The sequence below is a fragment of the Granulicella sp. S156 genome (assembly GCF_009766105.1).
GTDB lineage: Bacteria > Acidobacteriota > Terriglobia > Terriglobales > Acidobacteriaceae > Granulicella.
Genome location: NZ_LMUH01000008.1, coordinates 23,557 through 50,240, shown reverse-complemented (window position 1 = coordinate 50,240; position 26,684 = coordinate 23,557). Strand labels below are relative to the sequence as shown.

General features: G+C 56.1%; 20 protein-coding genes. 4 read left to right on the top strand and 16 right to left on the bottom strand.

Translation table 11 applies throughout. The annotated features are described in order from the left end of the window. Window positions 1–73 precede the first annotated feature (73 nt). From GSQ91_RS07235 to GSQ91_RS07200, 8 genes are all read right to left on the bottom strand, one after another. Window positions 74–487 (bottom strand): DUF1801 domain-containing protein, encoded by a 414-nt coding sequence (locus GSQ91_RS07235; protein ID WP_158820616.1) that lies wholly within the window; start codon window positions 485–487, stop codon window positions 74–76. Window positions 488–559: 72 nt separating this feature from the next. Further along, window positions 560–952 (bottom strand): DoxX family protein, encoded by a 393-nt coding sequence (locus GSQ91_RS07230; RefSeq protein WP_158820614.1) that lies wholly within the window; start codon window positions 950–952, stop codon window positions 560–562. Continuing rightward, window positions 949–1,407 carry an SRPBCC domain-containing protein gene (locus GSQ91_RS07225; RefSeq protein ID WP_158820613.1) on the bottom strand — a complete coding sequence of 153 codons (459 nt, stop codon included), beginning with the start codon at window positions 1,405–1,407 and terminating at the stop codon, window positions 949–951. Before GSQ91_RS07225 ends, GSQ91_RS07230 begins: the two co-directional genes overlap by 4 nt. Next, window positions 1,404–1,730: a helix-turn-helix transcriptional regulator gene (locus GSQ91_RS07220; protein WP_254064400.1), complete on the bottom strand. Its 327-nt coding sequence runs from the start codon at window positions 1,728–1,730 to the stop codon at window positions 1,404–1,406. The genes GSQ91_RS07225 and GSQ91_RS07220 overlap by 4 nt, the downstream gene beginning before the upstream one ends. Before the next feature lie 270 nt (window positions 1,731–2,000). Then, window positions 2,001–2,780, bottom strand: a complete 780-nt coding sequence (locus GSQ91_RS07215) for an SDR family NAD(P)-dependent oxidoreductase (protein WP_158820610.1) — start codon at window positions 2,778–2,780, stop codon at window positions 2,001–2,003. 117 nt (window positions 2,781–2,897) lie between these two features. Then, a complete protein-coding gene (locus GSQ91_RS07210; RefSeq protein ID WP_158820608.1) occupies window positions 2,898–3,839 on the bottom strand; it encodes an SDR family NAD(P)-dependent oxidoreductase in 942 nt (313 codons plus the stop codon). Window positions 3,840–3,888: 49 nt separating this feature from the next. After that, window positions 3,889–4,455 carry a TetR/AcrR family transcriptional regulator gene (locus tag GSQ91_RS07205; RefSeq protein WP_158820606.1) on the bottom strand — a complete coding sequence of 189 codons (567 nt, stop codon included), beginning with the start codon at window positions 4,453–4,455 and terminating at the stop codon, window positions 3,889–3,891. 599 nt (window positions 4,456–5,054) lie between these two features. Continuing rightward, complete coding sequence (locus tag GSQ91_RS07200; protein ID WP_158820604.1) at window positions 5,055–7,106, bottom strand: fused MFS/spermidine synthase; 2,052 nt, start codon at window positions 7,104–7,106, stop codon at window positions 5,055–5,057. A 497-nt stretch (window positions 7,107–7,603) separates the two neighbouring features. On the opposite strand from GSQ91_RS07200, the gene GSQ91_RS07195 reads away from it, so the two are divergent. Together GSQ91_RS07195 and GSQ91_RS07190 are read left to right on the top strand one after the other, a co-directional pair. Next, window positions 7,604–7,975: a PadR family transcriptional regulator gene (locus GSQ91_RS07195; protein WP_158820602.1), complete on the top strand. Its 372-nt coding sequence runs from the start codon at window positions 7,604–7,606 to the stop codon at window positions 7,973–7,975. A 2-nt stretch (window positions 7,976–7,977) separates the two neighbouring features. Continuing rightward, on the top strand, window positions 7,978–10,587 hold the full coding sequence (locus GSQ91_RS07190; RefSeq protein ID WP_158820600.1) for an ABC transporter permease: 2,610 nt from the start codon (window positions 7,978–7,980) through the stop codon (window positions 10,585–10,587). 51 nt (window positions 10,588–10,638) lie between these two features. Here GSQ91_RS07190 and GSQ91_RS07185 read toward each other — a convergent pair whose 3' ends face one another. The 3 genes from GSQ91_RS07185 to GSQ91_RS07175 form a co-directional block, all read right to left on the bottom strand. After that, window positions 10,639–11,379, bottom strand: a complete 741-nt coding sequence (locus GSQ91_RS07185) for a YqcI/YcgG family protein (RefSeq protein ID WP_158820598.1) — start codon at window positions 11,377–11,379, stop codon at window positions 10,639–10,641. After that, complete coding sequence (locus GSQ91_RS07180) at window positions 11,376–12,338, bottom strand: sterol desaturase family protein (protein ID WP_254064399.1); 963 nt, start codon at window positions 12,336–12,338, stop codon at window positions 11,376–11,378. The genes GSQ91_RS07185 and GSQ91_RS07180 overlap by 4 nt, the downstream gene beginning before the upstream one ends. A gap of 241 nt (window positions 12,339–12,579) precedes the next feature. Next, window positions 12,580–15,453, bottom strand: coding sequence for a TonB-dependent receptor (locus tag GSQ91_RS07175; protein WP_158820595.1), 2,874 nt, complete (start codon window positions 15,451–15,453; stop codon window positions 12,580–12,582). Window positions 15,454–15,702: 249 nt separating this feature from the next. On the opposite strand from GSQ91_RS07175, the gene GSQ91_RS07170 reads away from it, so the two are divergent. Next, window positions 15,703–16,071, top strand: coding sequence for a nuclear transport factor 2 family protein (locus GSQ91_RS07170; RefSeq protein ID WP_158820593.1), 369 nt, complete (start codon window positions 15,703–15,705; stop codon window positions 16,069–16,071). Window positions 16,072–16,271: 200 nt separating this feature from the next. Here GSQ91_RS07170 and murJ read toward each other — a convergent pair whose 3' ends face one another. The 5 genes from murJ to GSQ91_RS07145 form a co-directional block, all read right to left on the bottom strand. Beyond that, entirely contained in the window at window positions 16,272–17,855 is a 1,584-nt protein-coding gene (gene murJ / locus GSQ91_RS07165) for a murein biosynthesis integral membrane protein MurJ (RefSeq protein ID WP_254064398.1), read from the bottom strand. Window positions 17,856–17,895: 40 nt separating this feature from the next. Continuing rightward, complete coding sequence (pstS, locus tag GSQ91_RS07160) at window positions 17,896–19,347, bottom strand: phosphate ABC transporter substrate-binding protein PstS (protein WP_158820591.1); 1,452 nt, start codon at window positions 19,345–19,347, stop codon at window positions 17,896–17,898. Window positions 19,348–19,387: 40 nt separating this feature from the next. Continuing rightward, window positions 19,388–20,350 carry a hypothetical protein gene (locus tag GSQ91_RS07155; RefSeq protein ID WP_158820589.1) on the bottom strand — a complete coding sequence of 321 codons (963 nt, stop codon included), beginning with the start codon at window positions 20,348–20,350 and terminating at the stop codon, window positions 19,388–19,390. After that, a complete protein-coding gene (locus GSQ91_RS07150; RefSeq protein WP_216845122.1) occupies window positions 20,337–21,797 on the bottom strand; it encodes a carbohydrate porin in 1,461 nt (486 codons plus the stop codon). Before GSQ91_RS07150 ends, GSQ91_RS07155 begins: the two co-directional genes overlap by 14 nt. 238 nt (window positions 21,798–22,035) lie before the next feature. Continuing rightward, window positions 22,036–22,311, bottom strand: coding sequence for a metal/formaldehyde-sensitive transcriptional repressor (locus GSQ91_RS07145; RefSeq protein ID WP_158820587.1), 276 nt, complete (start codon window positions 22,309–22,311; stop codon window positions 22,036–22,038). A 672-nt stretch (window positions 22,312–22,983) separates the two neighbouring features. Here GSQ91_RS07145 and GSQ91_RS07140 point away from each other — a divergent pair. Beyond that, window positions 22,984–26,424 (top strand): carboxypeptidase regulatory-like domain-containing protein, encoded by a 3,441-nt coding sequence (locus GSQ91_RS07140; protein WP_158820585.1) that lies wholly within the window; start codon window positions 22,984–22,986, stop codon window positions 26,422–26,424. The last annotated feature ends 260 nt before the right edge of the window (window positions 26,425–26,684 follow it).

Here is a 26,684-nt window from a genome sequence, read left to right as displayed (position 1 = left end):
TTTGTGAAAAGAATAGCGTTGATGGCTCTCTTTGCGAGTGCGGTCGGTGCATTGTTTTGCGACCCACTCGAATTCACGACTTCTGAGCCGTCTGAGGCTTGCTCTTGCCCTTGAGATTGAGTGCTACCGCAGCGCGGATGAGGGCCTTCAAGGCTGCCTCATTGATCTTCTCGCCTTCGTGGATATCGATGGCCCGCCTGACATTTCCGTCGAGGCTGGAGTTGAATAGACCAGCAGGGTCTTCCAACGCAGCTCCCTTGGCAAAGGTCATCTTGAAGACACTCTTGTACGTCTCTCCCGTGCAGACGATGCCGCCGTGGGAAAAGACGGGAGTCCCCATCCACTTCCACTCTTCGACGATCTCAGGATCTGCCTTGTGTATGACTTCGCGAACCTTCGCGAGCGTCTTCCCGCGCCAGTCCCCAAGTTCGTTGATCTTCGCGTCGATGAATGCAGAGGCAGATTCCATCGGGACAGTCCTTTTCATATACAGCTCCAAATCTCGCACCTAATTTAGCTGCGCTCAGCGTAACCTGCAACCCTCGCAAGGGGAGCTCTTCTAGTTCGATAGCCGTGCTGGCTTTGCCTGCAGGCGACGCCAGAAGAAGTACGAGAGCCCCCACAGCACGCTTGTGATTGCCGACGGGCTCCACGACCGTGGGCCCTGGCCCAGCGAAAGATGGGTGATAAGCGCCGAGACGAGGTTGATGGCGAAGCCGGCGTAGGCCCATTCCTTGAGCCGCGCGGGGACCATCGGGACGAGTAGCGCGGCCACGCCCGCTACCTTGGCCAACGACAACTCCATCCGGAAGTAGCTGGCAGGGAAGCCGAGGCGGGTGAAGGCCTCGGCTCCCTGTGGCAACAGTTCGTAGTAGGCGGTAAAGCTCATCTCCAGGCAGAAGAGCGCGGTAAAGATCCAGAAGCTGGCGACCAGTCCTTTGGAGGTCTTCATGCGGCACCTCCATCGAGTACCCGTTCCAGGGCGCCAAGGAATCTCTGCCAGCCATAATTTGCACCCTGATACGCTCTCTGCTGATCGGGACCGAATCCGGAGTGCTCCATGCGAACATGGGTACCGCCCTCCGCTGGAGTCAACGTCCAGAGCACAACGGAGTCGAGCCCCAAAGAACTCCAGCGATAGGAGAGCCGTTTTAACGGTTCGACGACCAGCACCTCGCTGTCGATAATCCCATTCCAGTTCGGCATGGGGGGCGCCCGGAACTGGAACCTCCGCCCGACCACCGGTTCGAAGTCATTGTTCATCAGCCACTGCGCGATGAGTGGGGTCTCGGTGAGCGCGCGCCACAGCTTTTCTGGCGGGTGTTGGAATACCCTCTCGATCACAAGGGTCCGAGTGCTCTCTGTTGGATTGGTTGTTGATTCCTGACTCGTTGATTCCTGATTCATGGCTCCATCCTTTCTAAAAGTGCTTCGAGACGGTCAAACCGGTCACGCCAGAAGGCGCCATAGTGATTCAGCCAGTCCACCATCGGCGCCAGCGCCTCGGGCTGCGCGCGATAGTGAGTCTCGCGTCCCTCGCGGCGATGCTGTACCAGCTTCGCCCTCTTCAGCACCGTCAAGTGCTTGGAGACAGCAGGCTGAGACACCCCCGCATACTCAGTCAACGCGTGCACGGTCTGTTCGCCCTGCCGGGTTAACTCCTCGAAGATGGCCCGGCGAGTAGGGTCGGCAAGAGCACGGAACACGGGATGGGCATTGGCTTGCTTCACGCATGAAACCATAACTGTACGGTTATGGTTTCGTCAAGAGAAATTTAACACAATGGAATGCCGGACGAGACATAGCGCAAACCGCAAACCGCGACGCTTTAGCGTCGCGGGGCGGGAGGGAGCCGTAGCCTTTAGGCTACGGATATATAGCCAGGCGCGAATAGGACTTCACCCCGGGCCTTTTTGCCGATGAGGGCTATGGACCAAGGTATTCTCTCTTGGTGCCTCTGATTCAAGAGCGCACGTGATCGGGAACGGGAGGTCAGCGAGCTAAACGTAGCCGCCCGTGACTTCGATCCGCTCCGCATTGATCCAGCGATTGTCCTCAGAGAGTAGCGAGGCAATCATGAGACCGATATCGTCGGGAACACCTGCCCGGCCCAGAGCCGTCCCATCGGCCACCCTCTTGTTCATGACAGGATTATCCCGAACGATGCCGCCGCTGAAATCCGTTTCCGTGGCGCCGGGAGCGACAACGTTGACCGCAATCCTTCGCGGCCCGAGTTCCTTCGCCATATATTTCGTCAGCACTTCAACCGCTCCCTTCATCGAGCCATACGCAGCGCCTCCCGGCGAGATGAGGCGCGTTCGCGCTGTCGATACGTTGACGATACGTCCTCCGTCGTTGATGAGAGGAAGAAGCTTCTGGGTCAGGAAGAAGACACCCTTGAAGTGGACGTTGTAGATGCTGTCGAGTTCTTCCTCGGTCGCTTTGTCGAAAAACATGTTGTGGTGATTGTTGCCTGCATTGTTGACCAGATAATCGAAGTGCGTCGCTCCAAGGTTCTTGAGCGCTGACTGCACACTCTGCACAAACATCTCGAAGACACTGACGTTGCCGGTGTCGAGCTGCAGGGCGATGGCCTTCTGCGCCGTCTCGCCCACCAGTGCGACGACCTTTTCGGCTTCTGTCTGATTGGAGTTATAGGTGAAGATCGAATCGACGCCGCGCTTGGCCAGACTCAGCACGATGTTGCGGCCAATACCGCGACTCCCACCTGTGACAATCGCAATCTTGTTTTGTGAAATGACATCAGTTTCTATCGACATTTAGAGCTCCTTTTTCGGCTGTACTGGTTGATGAGGGATACCGGCTTTCGAGGACCGATGTGAGGTGGCCGAAGCCGCTGCTGACAGCGGTGATACGACATGTGAGTTCAGATATATTCATGCCGCTTTGGTAGAGGGAACGGTCGCCAGCAAGGCGCGCGTTTCGGTGACGACACGGTCTTGGAACTTCGCATCGCGCACAAGCGCGGAGCCGAGCATGGGGCGGCCGACCTCGTCGTAGTAGATGCCGGTCTCACCCGATTCATTGAGCAGTGCCTTGGTGATAACGGGTGCGGCGAGCTTCGGAGTGCTCCAGTACTTGATATGAGGAGCGAGCAGAGAGAGGACGTACTTCGAGAGGAAGCGCAGGAAGGCTGGGGCATCGCGCCCGAGGCCAGTCTCCGGGCTGAATCCCGGTTCGATCGCGTTGATACGCAACCGCGGAGTCTCACGAGCGAACGCCAGCGCCGTGGCCAGGGTGCATTGCTTCGACGTCGCATAGGCGTCCGATCCCGGCATCTTCGATCCGCCCGGCTTCCACTCGCCGCGTGCACTCGCCTCGGCTGAGATGTAACGGCTGCCACGGAAGCCCGCCATCTTGGCTGGTTTACGCTCGGGATCTTCCACCCCTGAGGCGACGAAGACCACATTCGCGCCGTCAGGAAGATGCGGGATGAGCGCTTCGGTCAGCACGAACGGTCCGATGTGGTTCGTCGCGAACGCATTGTCCCAGCCCAGTGCATTCTTCGTGGCGCGCATCGGGAAGATGCCCGCGTTATTGAGCAGCCCGGCAATCGAAAGAGGGAGCGCGACAATCTCCGCAGCTGCGCGTTGCACGCTCGCAAGATCCGACAAGTCGCACACGACCGGCACCGCATGCTGTCCTCTTTGCTCGATGACCATCTGTATCTCGTCGAGCTTGACGGTGTCGCGGCCCACGAGTACGACCGTGCCGTGCTTGGCCAGCTCAAGCGCCGTGGCGCGACCGATGCCGGAGGTTGGGCCGGTGATGATGTATGCCTTGCGGTCTGAGGGATCTTTCAAATTGCTCTTTGACATATTTCTCCTTTAAGAGTGTGTCTAGTCAGTCATTAATTCATTCAAGAAATCAGCCAAATACACGCCACAGGGCATCGAATCCAATCTTGCAGTGTTTGTCCGCATTGGCGGGGTCCTGCACCATGAAATCCATCGTTGCTTCCGCCAGCGAGTTCATGATCGCGAGGACAAACCCCATGGAAGCTTCGCGCAGGGAACCATGGGCACGCCCCCGCTCCAGCAGATCTCGGAGGCCTGCCATGGCCTTATGCCCCGCGGCACGGCTCTCGAGTGTGATCTCGTCGGAGACGCCGAGCTGCGCCAGCGCGCGTCGCTTCTCAGGATTGGACACCGCCCATCTCATCCAATTGGACCAGATGTGAAAGAACTGCTCCCGCAGCTCGCCCCCTGCCGGAAGCCCTTCCAGGACAGCGGACCCCATCCCGATTTTCAGATCAAGATAGAGCTGATTAAATAGCTCAGTTTTGGTCTCGAAGTAAGTGAACAGGGAACCATTCGCTACGCCGGCTTCTCGCGCGATCACCGCCGTCGGGGCGCTCAGCCCTTGCGTAACGATCACGCGGGTCGCCGCCGCCAGAATAGCGTTCCGCTTATCGTCACTCTTTGGCCTTGCCACACAACCCAATATACTAATAAGCGTCTGGACAGTCAATTATTCGGGAAGTGCAGTAGTGGTGGATTTTGAGATAGTTGTCACCGCTTAGGCGTTCCTGATCGTGCGGCTTGAGCAGTTCTCGTAATGGTGTAGAGCGAGTCAAGGATATCTACGTCGTTTTTCCCCAGGAAAAACGACACTCGCAGGGTCCTTCCGCTTAACAGCATTACGAAAACTGCGCTAGTAGTCGCTTGTCAGGGTTTTTGCGCTGAATTGATGTAGACGCTTCGGATCGCAGACGTGGGTATGTTCACGAAAGCTCAGTTCAGATTCAACCTTCACAGTCGCGATAGTAGCTAGACATACAGAGCAGATCGAATCCCACGACCCATTCGAATTGTGCCGATGTGGAAACCACGTTCCGATTCGGGAATCCATAGTGAAGGAATAGTATTCCGCCGATATGAGCGCGGTCTGTCTCATTTTGCTCACTTTAGCGCGAACCTATTTCATGCCGACCTCGCGTCCAGGAGTGGGACTATCCTGGAGCGCTGCTTCCAGAGGTTCAGGCCGCTCGTTCTCGAGAGATCTGTTCTATATACCGATATCGCGCAGTCACTCTAATGGCCCAGCCATTTCATAATCGGCAACAGGCTGGAGTAATCGTCTGTCCAGAGCTGCAAGCCGGATTCGGCTGGGATGGATCGGGCTACACTCGCAATCTCGGGTTGCTGGAAGAAATCCATGTTGTTGCTGACCAGAACCCAGCTTGCCGCCAGTTCTCCTCGTGCGCTGTCAGCCGGGGAATCGATGATCCTGGACTGCATGTTGGCGGAAGAGGCAAGCAGAGCCACTTCGGGAGCGAGGTTGAGAAATTGATTAGAGATATGGAAGGCCACGATTCCACCAGGCGCAAGATGCCTTTGATACAGCGCCATCGCTTCGCGGGTCAGCAGATGCACCGGGATTGCGTCGCCGGAAAAGGCGTCGACGACAAGCACGTCGAAGTGCTGCGAGGATTCCTGCGTAAGCGAAATGCGCGCGTCGCCATCCGCAATACTTACCTGCGCAGGAGAATCGCGGAGGTAGGTAAAGAGATGCTGTGCGATTGTTATTACCTCTGGATTGATCTCATAGAATCGGAAGCGGTCTCCGGGCTGACCGTAGGCGGCGAGCGTTCCTGCGCCTAACCCGACGACGCCGATATTTCGCGGGCGGCCTGCACAGCAATGTTCGAGCGCGAGGCCGGCTCCAGAGTCTTCGGCATAGTAGGTTGTCGGCCTGCGATGAAACTCGGGACCGAACCACTGGATTCCATGCTGCACAGCGCCATTCAGCAGAGTCCTTACCGTCTGTGCCTGGGGCGGGGAATTGGTTTGGGTCACGCGCAGCGATCCATAGAAGCTGCGCATCTCGATGAGCGATTGTCTGGCGTAGGCGATGTGCAGCATCCCCAGGAGCACACACAACAAGATCGTGCCGGTAGACCACAGCAGGCGCTGTGCCCATCCGTCTCGCCAGGTTACGGCAAGCGCGAGCGCCGCGGTCACCGCAAAGGCGATGGCGGTATCGTAATTGGCGGCGAAAAGATAAGGGCAGACAATGCCGATGAAAAATGTTCCGGCGACGCCTCCGGCTGCGAGCAAGAGATAGAACCTGGTAGCCTCGGAGGCCCGACGCGGACGCAGAGCACATACTTCGGCATGGCAGAAGTAGCAGGCCACGAAGACTTCCAGAAGAAAGAACAGAATGCTGATGCCGATCGCGAGAGTCATGTCGGTCTTGGTCAGCATGTATCCGAGGCTGGCCAGCATCACTACTAACAAGCGCACAACGATCCATCGGCGATAGAGAGAGGGCGCATCGAAAGCGAGGATAAAGCTAAGCAGGTAGACGGCTAGCGGCAGAATCCATAGCAGCGGAATCGCGGCGATGTTCTGCGTAAGATGTTCGGTGACGGCGCTTAACTGCATGGCTGCGGCCATGGGCAACAAGAACCAGAGCCATCGTTGCCGGCGCGAAGAGGTCTCCGTTTCGCCGATCGCCTCATCTGCTGGAGCGGGTACTGTCACTGGTGCCGAGGCATACATCTTCCGCGCAAGAATAAAGCCAAGAATCGCATAGCAGGCAAAGCCCACCGACCATATCGTCCACTGGTGCCGCAGGCTGAGATAAGGTTCGACCAGCGTGGGGTAAGCAATCAGAGCCAGCAGAGAGCCTGCATTCGACAAGGCGAACAGCCGATAGGGAATGCGATTTTGTTGCTGCCAGGAGAGCCAGACTTGGAGCAGCGGGCTGGTGGAGGCCAGCAGAAAAAAGGGCAGCCCGATGCTGGCCATAAGCAGGATGAAAATCGCCGCTACCGGATGTGCAGCAGCACTCTGCATGCCTGGATGAAGATGCGATTGCACCATCAATAAAGCGAAGGCTATCGCCAGCATGGCGATATGAATATTTCTTTGCGCAGCTCGGGAGAAACGGTGCGTGAGCCAATGTGCGTAGAGATAGCCGACCAGCAGCATGAGCTGGAAGAAGACGAGGCACGTGATCCAGACTGCTGACGAGCCGCCCAGAACAGGGAGAATCTGTTTGGCGGCGAGAGGCTCAACCAGGAAAAGAAGAAAGGCTGAAAAGAAGATAACGCTGCCAAAGAGAATTCGCGAAAAACGCATGAAGGGCCTTATGAGCAGGTTTGTGGCAAGCTGGATTCCGGTGATCCTTCCGGGGCAAGGCAAGCAACACTATACATCTGGAAGAAAGGCTTTAGCATCCTGAGTCATTTGTTCGTTCGATGATGATGGCCTGTTCACCACAGCGCGAATCGCGTTCCCTGATGCTTTAGCGTCAGGGAGACGGAGGGGGCCGTAGCTTTAGGCTACGGAAGAAAGCCACACAAGAATCGGGCTTTAGAGGGTGCTGAAAAAGTCTAGCTTTGTGAGCAGTTAGAAATTGCTTCGAAATAACGACTCTCCAGAAGGCCCTACAAACGACGTTTGCGAAATCTTTGAGGGTTTTACATACGCAAAGTACACAGCAAAAATCGTCTTCAGTGAAGTCATCGACTTTTTCAGCAACCTCTTTAGCCCCGGGCCGTTTGCTAATGTGGGCAAGAGTTCGATTCTCTGGCTCGTGTTGACATCCGACCCAACCGGTGAGATGCTTAGGTCGGATGCCTTCCCAAAAAAATGCCGATGACCGTATCGCTCTGTTGCAAGGGACGCTGGACTTGCTCATCCTGAAGACGCTTGTGCAGGGATCGTGCCATGGACAGGGTGTGGCGCGGTCGATACAGCGCCAATCCGAAGAGGTCTTTTTCGTCGATCATGGCTCACTCTATCTGGCCTTGCAGAGGCTCGAAGACAAGAAGTGGATCAGCGCCAAGTGGGGTGTGAGCGAGAACAACCGCAAGGCACGGTTCTATTCGCTGACGCCGAAAGGGCGTGAGCAGCTTGTACAGAAGGCGAGCGAGTGGCAGCGGCTGACGAGAGCCATGGGATTGATTTTGGGCAGTAGCGAGGGACTCCCCGGCGAGGGGGCATAGGTATGTTCAAACGCCCACGGAGCACGGATGACTTTGCTGAGGAGATCAAGGCGCATCTGGAACTTGAAGCCGATGAGTTGAAGCGTGAAGGCTTGAGTGAAGCTGAGTCACGCCGGCGGGCGAGGCTCAACTTCGGCAATGTGCGTGTGGCGCAAGAGCGTTTCTATCTGAGAAAACGGATGGTGTGGTTCGACAATCTGGTGCGCGATATGCAATTTGCGATGCGTCAGCTTGTACGAAATCCTGGCTTCGCCTCTACCGCAATCATTGTGCTGGCTCTTGGCATGGGCGTGAGCGTGGCCATCTTCGGTTTTGTGGATGCGGCTTTGCTGCAGCCGCTTCCCTATGCAAATCCCGGCCGGCTGATGTCGGTGAACGAAAGCTACACTGAATCGCCACGCTGGCCGCTCTCTTATCCGGACTATCTTGACTGGCAGCGATTGAATACATCGTTTAGCTCACTCGATATATTCAGCGACACCGGCTATCTCCTGCGCACTCCTTCCGGTATTGAGCCGGTGCCGGCCGAGCGCGTGAGCGGCGGCTTCTTCCAAACCCTCGGCGTGCATCCCATGCTGGGGCGCGATTTTTATCCCGGCGAGAATCGGCCCGGCGGGCCAAACGTTCTGCTCCTGAGCTATGGGGCCTGGCTCCATCGTTTCGGCGCGCAGAAGGGTGCGGTGGGCCAGACCGTGGATCTGGACGGCAGGGCCTTCACCATCATCGGTGTCTTGCCGCGTGAGTTTTCCTTTGCCCCGAGCGGCAACGCGGAGTTCTGGGTTCCTTTCAACAGCTTCAGCACTCATGAGAAGATGAGGACCTTCAATAATTTTTGGGGAATCGGAAGGTTGCGCGATGGCGTCACCATCTCGGTAGCGCTGGCTGAAATGAGCACCATCGCCAAGCAGCTCCAGCAGCAATACGCCGTGGCAGGCCCCAGTCTGAGCGCCAGTGTCGTTCCCCTTTCTGAAGTGATGATCGGCGATGTGCGGCCTATCCTTCTGGCACTGCTGGGCGGAGCCGGGTTGTTGCTGTTGATAGCGTGCGTCAACGTGGGCAGCCTTGTGTTGGTCCGCTCGGAGAGCCGCAGGCGTGAAATTGCCGTCAGAGGCGCGCTGGGCGCGACGCCAGCGCGGCTGATGCGCCAGTTTGTCGCCGAGGGGTTATTGCTTGCAGGGTTCGGCAGTCTGGCAGGAGTGATCGTTGCCATCGGTGCCATGAAACTCCTTGGCAGCCTGGTTCCCAAGGATATGGCATCGAACATGCCCTTTCTTGGAGGCGTCGGCTTGAACGCACATACGGGCTCATTTGCCGCGGTTGTTGCGCTGCTGGCCGCTTTGCTGGTGACCGCCACGCCAACCTTGCGGCTTTCGCTTCATGATGTTCGCGACGGATTAGGCGACGGAGATCGCGGGGCCGCTGGCCAGCTCTGGCGCAGGCTCGGAGCGAACCTGGTGGTCGTTGAACTGGCAATCGCGGCAGTCCTACTGGCCGTCGCGGGATTGCTGGGACAGAGTCTTTATCGCCTGCTGCACGTTCCGTTGGGCTTTGATCCAAACCATCTCGCGACCGTGCAGGTGATGGCCCCCGACACTATTTACAAGAGTGATGAACAGACGGTAGGGCTATACCGAGAGGTTGTGCGCCGAGTCTCCAGCCTGCCGGGTGTGGAGTCAGCAGGTATGACCAGCATGCTCCCGGCGCAGTGTGACTGTGCCATCGATAGAATCCAGATCCCAGGCAGGCCGTACCTCGGTGAACACAATGACGTGGACGAGCGCATTGTGAGCGCGGAGTATCTGTCTACGCTCAAGGCTACGCTGGTGCGCGGACGGCTCTTCACGGAAGACGACGATGCTTCGAAGCCTGGAGTGGCCGTGATCAATCAGGCGCTGGCTCGAAAGTATTTTCCCGGCCAGAATCCGGTAGGGCAGAGGATCGCCAATGAGGAGTCTGGGCGTCCGTCCATGTGGGAGATTGTCGGCGTGGTCAACGACGTTCGCGAAGGCCCGCTGGATGTCGACATCCCACCAGCGGAGTATCTTACGATCAACCAGACGCCGAACAACTATTTCATCCTTGCGGTGCGCACACGGCAGGACGCCGCGATGCTGCTGCCGATGCTGGTGCATACTCTGCATCAGATAAACCCCGATCTGGCGCTATCCGACGAAGCCACCTTGAACGAGAAGATCGACGGCACGCAGGCGGCGCTCCTGCACCGGTTCTCAGCGTGGCTGGTGGGTGGATTCGCGGCGATCGCTCTGGTACTTGGTCTGGTGGGGCTCTACGGAGTGATCTCGTACTCGGTGAGCCAGCGGACGCGTGAGATCGGCGTGCGTATGGCTCTTGGGGCACAGCGCGGCTCAGTGTACAGACTCGTTATCCGGCAGGCGGGATGGCTCACAGTAGCCGGACTGGCAATTGGGCTGGTCTGTTCGGTGGGTGCCTCGATGTTGATCCGCAAGCTGCTGTTCGGCATACAGGCGTGGGATCCGATCACTCTGGGTGGGGTGGCCGTGTTGCTTGGGCTGGCGTCGATGGCGGCGAGCTTCCTGCCCGCGCGTCGAGCAGCCTCTGTGAATCCAGTGGAAGCCCTGCGCGCCGAGTAGTGAATTGCGAAGCGGCTGGTCACATCACTTCGAGAGAATGCGATATGTCAGTTACGCATGACTCATGCTCGTATGGAATGGGCAGACGCCAGTTTCCGGTTCGTTGTCGTCAGGAAGTGCGTACTGTTTCCATTCGCGATTGCCGGCGCTCCCGTAAAACCCTATGTCGGGATGTACTGTCATCCCGTCATAAGCCAGCATGCGCTTGTGAATGCGTTGCCGGACCGATGCAGCGATCGGTTGCGACGTTTCCGGATCAATAAAAAGAGACCTGGGTTGGAACACGAGCACGATACCTGGACCCAGATTTCTGCTACGTCGGTGCTGGTAGGTAGGGGACGCTCCAACGACAAACATCTCGCAGCGCTCAAACGAGAACTCCCAAAGCGGATGATCGGGTGTCTTGTCTGCAATTGGATTGCTGTCGTGATCATGAAGGAACTGCAGTATCTGCCAAAAGTGCGCGACAAAAGACGTGTGGTCCGTAATCGAGGTATCGGGCGCGAAGAATGCAGCCAGACTCGAGCGCTCATGGGGAGGTGCAGCGATGAGGCTGACAAACCGCCGCATGTTCGTGACAAATTCATCAAGGCCGCCCTCCTTAATGAACGTGTAGAGCATTTCGCCCCGCGCTTCGCCGCTTTGGCCGAAGAAACATGGATACTCCGGAGCGCGAAGCCTGGCTTTGTATTGCTCATACGCCTCCAGCTTCCAGGCATCCTCCACAGAGACTCCCAGCTTGCTTTGATCGAGAACACGGCCCATCCAATCCTGGGGAGTAGTAGAGATCATGTTGTCCTCGGGGCGGGCGTCTTCTTCCCTCGCCGTGCTAAGCGGGCCATGCGGCGAAAACCTGCAAGCTGCTGTTCGCCCCATGAGCCGTTGACTAGAGCTGGTTCGGCCCCGGCATCGCCGGTTTCAACGGTATGGTCGCGAAACCTGGCGGTCCGAAAAGAGAAGTCCCATAAGGACAAAGCCGTTCCGAAGTTGCAACTGCGCCTTCCAGCGGCACGCAGTGCATGGTGCGTACGATGAAATTGCGGGGAGACGAATATGTGTTCTCCGAGCCATCCATAACCGACCCTTGTGTTTGCGTGAGAGATGCTGCCGAGAAACCGGAAGCAGAGAATCAGGAAGGGAAACTGCATCGAGGGAACACCGATGGCCAGCCCCACAGCGATGAGCCACACATAGGTGATGGCGTCTTCAAGAACATGCGACCGGTCGTCAGACCAGAAGGTCAACTGCTCCTCGGCATGATGCAGTGAGTGGATTCCATACCACCACCCAATCCGGTGAGACAAACGGTGACGCCAATAGTCGGCGAGATCGAGAATCGCGAAGTTTGCGATGAAGGCAATGGCGGGCCAGGAAGCGAGTTTCGGGATCAACTCCGTAAGCGACAGCGGGGTAATGGCACGGGCATGCAGAAACCCATCCAGAGTTTGGCGCAGCCAATGGAATTCAAAGTAGGCGATGAGCGGAAACAAGACGATGCGGACGAAAAACGCATAGGCTACATCCGCAGCGATAGAGTTTCGTTTCGGCCAATTGGTTAGCGGCCAAAATCGCTCGAGAGGAGTACAGATGAGAAAGCTGATAGACAGTTCGGCGACCCCGCATCCAGCAAAGAACACCCATAGAGAAGCGGCATGGCTGTATGGCCCGAACCCAAGTCTTGCCAGAGACGATTGAATAGTTCTGAGTATGCAGTCAACGTTCGCCGCGCTCAACGGGTTGGCGTGACGCATCCACATCCTGTCGTCCTCCACTTTTCGCAACGTTCAGTCACAGCCACGTCGCAACCGGCTGTAGTACGTCTTCGACCTGGGTGCTCTGGGCCCTCTCATCTGCCACGTTGACACCTCCAAGGCTGGCATTCCAGCGATTTGCAGGGAACCCGCGCATTTGTGCAGCGAACAACATTTCGCTCGAAGCGTTGAGCACCTGTCCTGGGCAAGCACAAATCGAGGGCTAGCCTCTGCGGAAGTCTCAGAAGCTGAAGAGCGCTTGCAGAAAGACGACGCGATTTCCTGGTGCTGGCGAGCCGAAGGGCCCGCTTGCGAGGGTGACGGATTGACCAAAGAGGGGAGACTTGAGGGTACCGTTCGGGGTTCCGCGATTGTCGAGGTTGAACACGTTGAGTGCGCCGGCGATAAAAGTCAGGTTGTAACGCCGTGGGACGCTCGCGTCGAGCTTGACCTGTTGCTGATTGCCGCTCAGCGCTCCTCCACCCGTCTGTCCGTTAGGGCCTCCGGTCTGTGTCTTGATATGAGGACCAATGCCGATAGCTTTGCTGACACGTATGTGAAACATGACATTTGTCGGACCCGTACCAACGTTGTAGGGGATTATCTGTTCATTTTTTCCAGCTGGGTTCTCATCCAGGCAGCCGAAGGGTGTCGAGACGACATCCGCTGCGCCGCAGGTTCCATAGGTGGGCCGTGCGTTGTATTGATTGTTGCCGGTCAGGTCGTCGCCGATGGTGATGTTATAGGGAGTGCCGGACTGCGCTGCGAGTAGCGGCGCAATGGTGATGCCATGCGGTGCTGTGTAGGTCGCAAGCAGGAAAAGCCGGTTGTGAATGCTGAAGCTGGCGCGCCCATAGTCGAGTCCGGGATTTTGAGCTACAGAAGGGACGTACGTTACGCCGGAGGTATCGCTCTTCGCATCGCTGAAGGCGTAGTTGGCGTTGATGCTGAGTTTCTTGTAATGCGTACCGAACGTAGCGGTGATCTGGTTTTCGTTGAAGATGCCGCCGGACTGGAACTGGTTGTTGTAGACCGCGGGCGCCGTGCCGGTGATCGTGTAGCTGCTCGCATCGAACGCAGGCGCCGTGACGACATTCGTAAGATACTGGTGCACACCGCGCGTGAAGAGATACGTAACGTTGCACGTGGCATTTTTCCAGAGTGTGCGGTCGACACCGACGCCGCCCTGCATATTAAGAGCAGCATGAAAGTGCGGGTCGATCGTGTAGATGGCGGGCGTCGAACCGGGATAGCTCTGTAGCGTACTCGCGGGGAGAGACACATCCAGGTTGTAGCCCCCGGGCTGCGGCTGCAGATTATTGATGACGTAGGACTGTTGATTGACTCCGTTCTGGTGAATGGCCTGAATGACGTAGGGCGTACCCGTACCTGAACCTAACTGGCCCGGCATAGTGAAGCGGCTGTAAAACCAGCCGTAACCTGCGCGCAGGACCGTCTTGGGTGGCTTCTTGCTGTCGAAGTGCGGAGCCCAGGCTACAGCGAGGCGCGGTGCAAAGTCTGCGTGATCGCGGATGCGATTCTGGCCTTCATACCGCAAACCATAGCTGAAGGTGAGGCCGGGATTGACGCGCCAATCGTCCTGATAGAAAAGCGCCGCGTCAAAGATCAGGGCGCGTGCGAGCGGATTATTAATGACTACCGCCTGGTACTGGTCTGGCGCACAGCTTTGGCTGGATGGTTGAAGGCAGGCCTCGTATTGCGAGGTGTTCTGGAAGTTGTACTGACCGTTCTTACCTGAAGTTGTCACATTGGCGTCGCGGTAAGAGCGAAGCCGGGTGCCGAAGCGGATGGTATGTTTGCTCGCGGTGGCGGTGGAGTAATTCTGCAGTTCCAATACATCCTGGTGATCCGTATTGGTGCCGGCATAGTTGCCGCCGGTGGTAAATGCGCCTTGCACCGTTTGCGTTGGTGTCGTGACAGTCGCGTACTGATTGTTTCGTATATGTCGCCACTGAAAATGTGTCTCGTTGATAAGGTGCGGATTGACGACGATCGTGTCGCTGATCTGCAGGGCGTTCTCATAGTTCGTTGCATTGAGTGCCTGGCTTGTCAGGTTCAGGTTGCCGACACCGTTGCCGGAGGCCACGTTGCGGTGGAAGGCATCGCGGATGGAAAAGGTGTTGTTCGCGCCTGCCTGGAAATCAATGCGCGGGTCGATGTCCAGTATGGACGACGGATTGGGACTGGTCGCGAGGAGCTGTGTCGATACGTTCGATGGGTTGGTCGCGTCGATGATGCTTTGCGTCTGCCGCCGCATACCGAAAACGCTGATGAAATAGGAAGAATGCTTGGTGAGTGGGCCTGTGACATCGCTCTGAAGAAAGTAGAGGTGATATGCGGGGGTGTCAGGAACCAGTGCGTTGTTCGTGTTGAGCGCGGAATCGGTTGCGAGCGACGTGATGTGGCCGCCGAATTTGTCCGAGCCGGGCTTGGTAAGAATTTCAACCCGCCCATAGCCGATGTGGTCGAACTCAGCAGAGAAGGGGTTCTGGTTGACCCGGATCTCCCGGATCGATGATTTGGGCGGAAGCTGGCCCCCGGAGAATCCATCGATGTAGATCTGCCCGCCATCGGGACCCGCTGCCGGCCCGGCCAGCGCCTGCAGCTCATTTTGCAATTCATTAGGGTCGTCCGAGAGCGCATCCAGATCGCTGCCTTTGATGACGATAGCCCCGGCGTTTTCATCGGGAGAGACGCTGACACCGGAAGATTGTCCATTGACCTGCACGTTCTCCTGTTCAACGGCGATGGAGAGAGTGAGGTTAAGCTGCCTGGTATGACCCGATGCGATCGTGACCGTTGTGTCTGGCGGAAGCACGAATCCGGGAGCCTTGACCGCGATCCGGTAGCTGCCAGGCTCCAGATCGCGAAGAGAGTAGGAGCCGTCCGAACCCGAGGTGGTCTTACGGATTTCGCTGCCTCTTGTCAGCGTGATCGTGGCCCCAGGAATGACAGCACTGCTTGGGTCGAGCACCGAACCGCGGATCCCACCCGTCGCCTGCGCGCAGACCGAGCAGGGAGCAAGAGCCATAAAGAACACCGTGAGGATTCCAAGTACCGATCTAAGAGAGGGCCGTAGTTGCATCCGACGCATGAAGAATCCTCAGGCACGTGTTTGTTGACTCAACTCCGATGTTGCGGAGACTCGACGAACAAGAGCAGACATTTGTGTCTTACGTAGGGCAAGACGCCAATGTTCCTGCTGTTACCCTATGTAGCATTCGTCATAGTAGATAGTCAAGTATTTCTGCACTGGGTGCAACCGCAGATATCGCCCGCCGAGAATCTCTGATTCATCGATCTCTATTTATTCTTAGGAAGCTAAGCCAAAGGGAGGACATGAATGGGAGTCGAGAAAAGTCATCGACTACTGATAGAAGAATGGATTGAGTCCTGGAACTCCAGAGATCTCGATCGAATCATGGCGCACTACGCGCCCTCTGTCGAATTCGAAGCAAACACCGTAGTTCGGCGGTGGAACCGTCCGGACGGAAGACTGCACGGAGCTAACGAACTTCGAGAGCACTTCCGTATCGGGCTGGAACTCGCTCCGAAGCTGTACTTTGAGCTTGAAGAAATATTTCTCTCGCCGAGCGGTTACGCGGTGCTGTACAGGCGAGATAACGGCAATCGTGTTCTTGACGTGGTCGAGCTAAACACCAACCAACAGGCCGTAAACGTCAGGGCTTATTATCTCGGCGAACAAGCGTGAATGGGAGCCGCAGCCTTTAGGCCACGGAATAGAGCTGCTTTTATTCCCCTATAAGTTCGTCATTCTGAGCGAAGCGACTCGCGTACTTTGCGAGTTGCGGAGTCGAAGAACCCCGAAACATTCTGCCTCACCGATGTCGTCAGTACCTTTTCAACCAGAACGCTTGCCACCCGCCAAGGTGCGCAAACAAATGCCACGACTCACCGACGACGCGCGAACAAACGTCCGACCGCACCCAGGCTGGCAATACCTAGTCCCTGCGTCACACCAAGATAGATCGCTCCATAACAGAGGAGAACGCTGGGCCCTAAGAGCAACGGCGCGTGAAATGGAAGTACCCTCTTTATGCCAAAACTGATAGTTGCCGCAACCAGTGCGACGAGCCATAACTTGGCAATGCGCGATCCCGATGATTGTACTTTCCCAATCTGTTTGTGCAGAGCGTTGCGCAGCAGAAGAAACTCCAGCCAACCCGCAATACCGGCCGAGAGAGTAAGACCTGCGGTACCCCAGCGTTGGTCTAGGCCAAGGTGCCGCGGCAACGGCAGCGCGCAGAGATAGCCTAGACCCAGTGTGAGCGTAACCCGGAGAACGGCGAACTTGAGCGGTGTGCGCGTGTTGCGTAGCGCATAGAACGCCGAGGAATAGAGCCGTCCCGAAGTAGATGCGAGCAGGCCCACAGCGGAGCCCGCCAGAACTCCCCAGACATAGAGCACATCCCCCGCTTGGAAGTGTCCAGAACGATAGATAGTAGCGACAATCACGTCGCCGAGCAGGACGAACGCGACGGCGGACGGTATGACGAAAAAGGAGATCTGCTGTAGTCCCTGCGTGAGGCGTTGGCGAAGTGCGTCGGCAATTTCAGCTGGCGTGCCCAGGGCGCTGGACATAGCAGGCAACTCAGCGGCTGAGACGGCCATACCGAACAGGCTGACCGGCAGCGTGTAGAGCGTTTGCGCATACCCCAGCGCGGAGACGGCTCCAGTACCGAGAAAACTCGCCAGCCACGAGTCGATGTAGGCACTTATCTGCACCACGCCCCGGCTAAGGAATACCGGGAAAAAATTGCGGGCAACCCCGCGCACATGGATGGTGGTGAGATCAGGGTGCAGGTGCAGTGGTCTCAGGAATCGCAACACGGTTGGAAGTTGCACGACGAACTGAAGTCCGCTGCCGATGACTGAGCCAACGGCAAGCATCACTGCTAGGCGCGATTCGGTGTGTTGTTGGCGTCCGCCCCAGATCAAGGCGGCTATCATGGCCACGTTCCAAATGACAGGAGCGGCGTACGAGAGAAAGAACTTGTGATGGCTGTTCAATATGCCCAGGCACCATGCAGAGAGCACCAGCAGGGCAGCACCCGGGAAGAGAACCTGAACCAGTTGGATGGTGAGCAGACGTTTCTCGCCATGGAATCCGGGCGCGATGAGATCGATCAACCAGGGCGTAGCGAAGATCCCCGCAACAACTAAGATCGTCGTAATGAAGAGGAGAAGCGCAAACACTGCTTCGGCTAGTTGCGCGGCCTCTTTTTTGTGGCCCTCTGCGTTCAGACGGGCATAGACCGGGATGAAGGACGCAGACAGCACGCCCTCTCCAAAGAGATTCTGTAGAAAGTTTGGAATTCGAAACGCGGCACGGAAGGCATCGGCGGCGTCGGAGTTGCCGAAGTAGTGGGCAAAAGCACGGTCGCGTACTAACCCGACAACTCGACTAAGCAGAATGCCGGCAGCAACAGCCAGTGCAGGCATCTTTGTGGATGTGCGATTGGATTCGGCGCTCAAACCCAAATTATAGGGGCACGAACTTCATCTTTGCGTGCTCCTAGTGAAGCCTCGCGATTGCCGCCTTTTCCTCTGTGACCAAGTCCTTTGGGATAGGGAGGTAGCCCAAAGCAGCTGCCTGACGCTGCGCAGACCCCAGCATCCATGCAAGGAACCCGGTGAGCGCCTTCCGTTTGGTGTCGTCCTCCATATGGGCAGGGATAACCATCCAGGTAAAAGAGCTGATGGGATAAACGCCTGCACCGGGAGCATCCACGATGGAGACTTTAAAGGCATGATCAAGCTTTGTGGAACGGCTCGCAGCCGCCGCGATGCTTTCCAAGCTGGCCGCGATAAACTCACCATTTCGATTTCGCACTCTGCCGTAGCTGAGGTGATTCTGCAAGGCGTAAATAAACTCAACGTACCCGATGGAGCCGCTCTGCTCGCTCACCAATTTGGATACCCCGTCATTCCCATTTGCTTCCTGTCCTACTGGCCACTTTGGAGTCAGGCTTGTACCAACCTCGGTCTTCCACTCGGAGTTGGTCTTTGAGAGGAAGTCAGTCCACGCATAGCTGGTGCCGCTTCCATCGGCGCGATGAACAACCACGATATCCAGATCGGGAAGGCGAAGGTTCTTATTGCTGCGGGCTAAAATCGGATCGTTCCACTTCTTGATCTTCCCCAGATAAATCCCGGCCAACGCCTCGGGTGTGAATGCGATATCGCCTTGCACGCCGGGCAGATTGACTACTGGCACCACCGCACCGACCACCGACGGAAGAAACAGATACTTATCGTCGTCTCCCGGCGCAAGATCGTGGATCACCTCAGGGCTATCCGAAGCTCCGAAATCAACGCTGTTTGAAAGTAGCTTGCGGACTCCTGCTGCGGACCCGATGGGTTCATACGTAATCTGTACCGCGGAATTCTCGCGCCGATAGTTTGTAAACCACTTCTCATAGACAGGGAAGGGAAAGGTAGCACCAGCTCCTGACAAGAGCGTCGTTGGCTGGGACGGAGATGTGCTGTAGATCGGCGCTTCGCCCTGTTCCAGGGCTTCATTCAGCTTCTTTGCAATCAGCAGTGAGAGATCTTTGGATACATCTCCGGACGCCGCTGGTGGTGTCGCCAGGTAGGACCATAACGTCTGGCCGTTCTTGTCTCTCAATTCAATCGAGAGGAAACCTGTATAGATGGGTGTGCCGTTGGGTGCCACCTTGCCTAACTGCGGGTTGTGGCTTCGGTATCCTTTGATCCAGACCTCGCCACCACCCCCAAGGATTTCGTCCGCACTCGATTCATCTGCAGCAAGCGACACAGACTTCATCTTGCGAAGTTCCGAAACGATGCCCTCGCGAAACTTCTCGGAGCCCTCCCGGGTAGCGAACGGCTCGACATAAATCCGTCTGCCTGGAGGGATAGGGCCTGTCTGCCAGGCGAGCGCAGGTCCGGCTATTCCGCAGCACAAAGCAAAACAAACGATGAACCGTAGCCTGGAAACGCTCATGACAGGAATTCTCCTCCAACTCGATAGGAGCCGGTTCGATCTACTTGTGCCCGAAAAGCTCTACACCGTAAACGATTCGCCATTGTGCTGCTCCGAAGTTCTGCTGCAGTGCATGGCCGACACCCAGTTTTATCCGCAGATTATGCTCCGTGCCAGTCTGCTCCAGCCGCCCTGTCATGAGTGCTTCTGTACCTGTCTCCCCGCTGAAGAAAGAGTGGAAAGCCGTCTCCCCAAATATTTCCGGCCCTGCAATGACCGCCCATCCACTCGGCCCCGCAAACGTACGTCCTCCGCTGATGCCGTAGAGAAACTCATTGCCGTTGGGACTGCCGGGCACAGGAGCATCATTGAGCGGTCGCAGATGGACACCGAGTTGGCCTGCGTACCTGAACGCACCGGCGTCGCCGGCAGCGAGAAATCGCAACATTCCGCCATACCTTGCGTCCGACACGTAATCCGAGCGGTTTCCGGAAGGGAAGATTAGCTGGGCTCCAGCACCCAGACGAAGCAAGTCTCCCGGCTGGCCAAACAAGCGAGCATCGACGCCTATACGTCCGTCGGACACGGTATCTGGACTGCTTCCGAGGGTTAAGTTCGGAGCCGTGTACTGATACGGTCCAAGCTTCCCGCTCGTTCCCGTAACCAGAAGGGGCATGGGGATATTGAGGTATGCCCGAAAGCGATCGTGTGTGACCGAGCCTCCGATATCCAGGAACGCTTCCTGCGATACGACAGCAAGCTTCTGCTTGCCATCCGGACCTGTGATGACCAGAGGATTTCGTTCATAGCCCGAGGTCGCTGATATCGCGCCCCCCAGCCGGCCACTGATATCGAGATCATCCATGACGAACCATCCGCCACCGGGAGCGGACTGATAGAAACGTTCGACTGCGAACCCAGAGGCTTGCTGCTGCGCCTCAGCGCTGGAGACAAAGCACCAAAACACAGACAATGCGGCTAGCAAAGGCCAGACTCTGCCGCGTATTGATTTAAAACTCGCCATGGATTCTCACTGTAAAGACGTTGACCGGGCCACGCGCTGCGTTAAACCCCGGATCTGTAATGTGCTGATAGTCACCTGACAGCCAATAGATCTTCTGGAAGTTGGCGCTGTAGAAGAGATCCACAGACCTCTCCACCGCCGCGGTGATAGCGCCGTCGCCGACGAATCCATCGACACCTCCCATCCCCAGATACTTCGCATGAATATCCGAGATCCATCCGAGGTTAGTGCCCACTCCCACTAGATCCTTAGGCCGCGACCAGGAGGTGCCTTTTGCTAATACCCCCACGGTGGCAGAACGATCGGTGGAGGTGTAGGCATACACTTCCGTCTTCCCGTCCGCGTACATTCCGCGAGCGAACACTCCGATGTCATGTCCGATGTACTGTTCTACAAACCCGCCTACGCCTTCCTTGACATTGGGCTTTCGAGCCCAGCAAAGATCGGGAGCCGTCGAATTGTTGGATCCATAGTTGAAGGTAGTGCACGTGGTGGCGTTCTTCGCGGGGTCTGCTTCGAACGCAGTAATGGCGTCACTGAAGCGTCCCATATCTTCGCGGTTGCGATACGCCAGCACACGCACCATGCCTTCCTGCCCGTGAAGGCTGTGCTTGTGTTCTATCTCCGTCTGGTCTCCGTAGTATTTCAGGAGCCTGAAGTCCACTGGAAGTTGATTGGGCTGCTTCGGAGGTGTGATGCGTCCGTAACGTACTGCCCAGTCATCCCAATGGAACTCCGCAATGCCTCCATACGAGTAACCGCGTGCATCGGAGGCAAAGTCGTAGGCCGCATAGGTCATAAATCCCAGCCCGAGAAAGCCCTGGCGCGGATCGATGTCGAAAGCGTTCGTGTCGAAGAAATCCAGAACCGTAAAATTCCCGGCGACAAAGACAAGTCTTCTGCTGTCGTAATGCGTCCCCAGTTGAAGCGGGCCTGAGTCCTCCACGATGCTTTTGCCGCCGAGCCCAATCGTCTGCTTGAGAAATAAACGGGACCTATAGACCTGAGGTACGGTCGCTCCGCCCTTTTGCAACTCGAAATTCTGAATAGCGCCGCCCAATCCTCTGAGCTGCGAGAACGGTTGTTCCGAAATCACCTCGGGAACCAGGTAGCCTTCCGCACCCTTCCAGAGCCGGGCCCCCAGGTAAAGAGTCGCAGTCCCTGTAAAGCTCCTTTCGGCCGTGGGAAGAAGCGAATTGATGCTGCCGTTCAGATTGGTGTAAGGGGCGTTGAACGCCGGCTTCCAGCTCGAAATATAGGTGAACTGCCCGTAGGCGTTCCACCCCTCGTTGTCGATGTCGTGCACGCCCTTGTCCGACAGCATCTTCATGAGGCTGAAGTCATCGTCAGGGCGAGGCGCCGGCGCGCCATTTTGGGCGCTCGCCACCGAGACCGCAAGTATCAAACTTGCGAGCACTGCAATGACAGATTTTGTGACATCAAACATGCTCGGGGGATTCACTCTGTCAAGACTCCGATTCGGAGTCCTGGAAACGTGTGTTCGTGTCACTGCCTCGCTGATTTTCATGTGCCGCACGGCGGCAAAGACCGACAACCAAAAATGCATCCAACCCCCGCTAGAAATGACGCCCGTCGTTGAAGCCTAAATTGACAGCACCGTAATAAACATCAATTGCTCTTGAATTCTTCACTTTGGGCGCAGAAGCATGCCCTGGACAGAACCACTATTTGAGGTAAGCCCGAACCAGGTCGATTAGGTCCTCCGCCAACTCCTGAGGCGGTGCAGAGCTTCGCTCCCCCGATAAAAGATGATGGCGGATGTGGTCTTCAAGCACTTCGGCCATGAGGCTGTTAATGCCGCCTCTCACCGTTGCCAGCAGCATCAATACATCTGTGCAATCGTCCCCGGTGGTGAGGAAGCGTTCGATGGAATCGACCTGTCCGCGAATCCGCTTGATGCGAGCGACGAGCTTCTGCTTTTCCTTGTCGATGTGGCTCATAGGGTAAATATACCATAGGGGGGTATGATACTTCACCGTAGGCTTTTAGCCTCTGAGGTAATAACGCAAAACGTCACAACGATTGCCATCGCGCTCTGCGCCCAGGGCAAAACCCCATAGGTGTTAACCCAAAGAGTTTGTCTTTACGAACCCTCTATAAGCCCGTCATTCTGAGCGAAGCAACTCGCATACTTTGCGAGTTGCGGAGTCGAAGAGTCCCCAATGCTCTGTCTCCGTGATGCCGCTGGTTCCTTTTCAACCGAACGCTAGAGGTCCCTCGATCAATGGGCGGATGGCGACTGACAGCTTCATGTCATGAGTGGAGTGGCGAGAAAGTCTGATTCAGCTTCCGTGGCCACCCAGTCATGCTCAAAGAACGAGCACCCGGCACGTGCGCGGTGTGGACCGCAATGGCTCTAGCATTTGCAATCGCCTCAAACCGGTAAGACAACTTCTTCTCTCAAAGTGCAATTGTCAACTCAGGCCAGAAGCAGGCGAAACACGCCCTATTCTCGTGCAGCCTCCATGTCACTGGGTATTGAAGAATTAGTGAAATTTATTGCCTTGACAACGTTACCATGCCCTCTTAGTATGAGGCCGATTCCATTAATAACAAAATTACTCTATTGAATTTTGAGTCGAAGGCTTGAAAAGTTAATCGGAGGGACCAACGTGATTAAGCAACGGACGAGCAATATCCGGAGTCGGCGTTCGCTCGGATATCTATGGATATTCCTGCTTTCGGTCTTAAGCCCATGCATACTGCATGCCCAACAAGAGCGCGGTGCAGTCAGTGGCACGGTTAAGGATCCCAGCGGGGCGATTGTGACCAATGCTGCCGTGACGGCAACCAATACACAGACTCAAAACATCTTCAAAACGAAGACAAATGACCAGGGCCTGTATTCCATTTTGTTCCTGCCGATTGGCGCTTACGATTTAAGTATCAGCGCTAGCGGATTCCAAACCGCGGTCCAACACTTCGAACTTCACGGCAATGACCACTTGCAGATCGATCTTGCGCTTCATGTCGGCAGCACATCTGAAATGGTTACGGTGCGGTCAGAGGTTCCGTTGTTGGAGGCCGAAACAGGTGATTCCGGAATGACGATAAGTGCAGAGCAGATACAAAATCTGCCGCTACTTGGCAGGAATCCGTTTATGCTCGCGACAATGACCCCAGGCGTAATTGTTCAGCCGGGGCAACCTGCCAACATCTCCCAACGGCCATTCGACAACGGCGGATTCGATTACATCATGGTCAATGGTGGTCGTGGGTTCACCACCGAGGTAACAATGGACGGTCTCGCCGACACAGGAAGCGAACAGGCTTCGGCAGGTCAGATCTCCAATATCAATTTCGTACCGTCGCCGGATATGACCTCGGAGTTTCGGGTCCAGTCCTCTGTCTACGATGCTCAGTATGGACGATCGGGCGGCGGATTTATGGCTTTTAATCTCAAAAGCGGTACCAACGAACTCCACGGAGCAGCCTATGAGTACTACCGCTCCCAGGTACTCAACGCTAACGATTATGCGGACGACAAGGCAGGCAACCCAAAGTCCGGATTTCATTGGAACCAGCCTGGTGTGGTGATCGACGGTCCTGTCTACATTCCGAAACTCTACGACGGACGCAACAAGACATTCTTCATGTTCGGCTGGGAAGACATACGCACCACCACCCCGGAGCCGACCTATTCAACTGTCCCAACCGCCCTCGAAAAGCAGGGAAACTTTAGCCAAAGCCTTGCAGGCAACCAACCTGCAATCCTCTACGATCCGTTGACAACAGTTCAACATCCCGATGGAAGTTACTCGCGTACCGCGTTTGGGAGCAGCCTTCCCACGGGGCGCATCGATCCAGTTGCGTCGAAGATCATCTCCCTGCTTCCAGATCCAAACGCATACATCTCTGGAAATGGTGATTCCAACGATCTGTTCGCAGGTCCGAATAATACGCTGGATGTTTATAACGCGTACACTGCCCGCATCGATCACACCATCAACCCAGCACATCGCATCGATGTCGTGTACTTGTACAGCCACCGCCAACAAACCTCGGGCACGAACGGCTACCCGGTGGCAATCACACCGAACTATCAACACTACCGTATCAACAATGGCGCTCACGTCAACTGGGACTGGGTTATCTCGCCAACTTTGGTGTCGAGCTTTGGTGTTGGTTGGATCGAACACAGATTTGCGATCCTCAACCAGCAACCCGTTTACGACCTATCCACGCTTGGATTTCCCTCTTACATGTCTGACTCGCCAGCGCCCACCTTATTTCCGCAAATTAATATGGCGGGCTATTCGTCATTCGGTAACTCAGGCTATGGTACGGGAGCACTCAATACAGACGATAACTACGATCTCAGGGAAACCCTGGTCAAGACCCTCAAGAGACACAATCTGAGCTTCGGCGGCGAAGACCGCGCGATGCGCGATGACTACAACTACTACGCGGGGTACTCATCCTTGAGTTCTGGCAGAGACTTTACGCAGGCCAACCCATTGGCCAGCGATAATGTCTCCGGAAACTCCGTCGCCAGCTTCCTTCTGGGATACGCCGATGGTGGCGGCATTTCGACAAATCCGCGCGTGGGCTGGAGAGACGGTTACTATGCGCTTTTCGCTCAAGATAGTTGGCGCGTGACTGATCATCTCACTCTCACCCTTGGCCTGCGTTGGGATACGGAGAGTCCCATGACCGAGGCGCACGGGCAGGCAAATACAGGCTTCAATCCTAATGCCTCCTATTCCTTTGCGGGGCAAGCATTGAAAGGGCAAGTCCTCTTCGGCAAGGGCGATCCCTATAACTGGAATCGAAGTAACTTCGGACCACGCTTTGGATTCTCCTATGCGGCAACCAAGAATCTTTTGGTGCGTGGAGGCTTGGGTATGCTCTACTCGCCAACCTTCGATAATTCCAGCGATGTGGGCTTCAGCGCCAACACAAACTACCTGGCCTCCACGAACAACTTGTTGACTCCTGCCCTTCCTACCGTCGTGTCGAACCCCTATCCGTCAGGTTTTGTGCAGCCGGGAGGCGCCAGCAGCAACCTCAATGGTCAGGGCGGATGGCAATACTGGGATAACAATACCCGCAACATTCCACGCATTACTCAGTATTCTCTGGGCATTGAATACGAACTGCCGTTCCGATCGATATTGGACGTGCATTATGTCGGTCAACTTACCACCCGCCTCCCCAACTACAGAAATCCGAACTTCACCTCTGTCGCCGATCTAGCGCTTGGAAACCAATTGAATACCCAACTGCCGAATCCTTTTGCAGGACTTCTGCCAGGAACCAGTTTGAACAGCGCAACGTGGAGCCTCCAACAATCGCTGCTTCCTTATCCGCAATACGGATCATTCACAGAAGTTGTGACAAACGGCAGCATCAATTACAACGGACTTCAAATGAGGTATGAGAAACGCGTCTCGCACGGGCTATCGTTCCTGGTTGGTTACACGTACCAGAAGCCGATAGATACTGGCTACCTCAATGATCAGGATACGGTTCAGGCCCACTACGTTGATGGAAATGATCTTCCTCAGGTCTTGACGATATCTGGGAGCTATAGTCTGCCGTTCTTCTCCAACAGCAAGAACAGAGTCGAAAAGCAGGCTTTTGGTGGTTGGGCTGTCAATCTCATCGCCCGCAAGTCGTCGGGGCAGATCTATGGTGCTCCGGGGGGTGTCCAGGCCACGGGCGTCAATCCGCACGTGGCGCACCCGACGTGGGCGCACGCGTTCAACACCTGCACCATTACAACCAGCGGCACCCTGCAAAACTGCTCAGCCAGTGAACCAACGCCTGTTTGGGCAATCACCCCACCGTTTACGCTCAATCGCATGATTCCCACCTATGGTGGATTCCGGTCGCCAATTCCTTGGACAGAAGACGCTTCGATCTTCAAGACCTTTCCAATCCACGACAGATTAAATCTGCAGTTTCGGGCTGAATTCTTCAACCTGACGAATACTCCCGTATTTCCAGGCCCCGATACCAATGTGAATGATGCCACCTTCGGACAACAGACGGTCTTTACCCAAACAAACATACCTCGCAATATCCAGGTGGCGCTGAAACTCACCTTCTAGAGCATGTTACGAAGTTGGCGAAAGTAACTGGATCACGCAGCCCACACGTACCCTGAACAGGGTGTGTGCCCCATTCATGACAGCTTCATGTCATGAGTGGGGTGGCGAGGAAGGAGACAGGCCACTGCTTCGGCCTCTGCGGCCGCCCAATCCTGCCTCATTCCGTCTCCGAGGGAGTTCGTATGGATAAGCGCTTTGGCCTGTTCTCGCCACTTGAGACTCAACTTCCGGTTAGCTGGTAATCCAGGAGTCTCAATCAC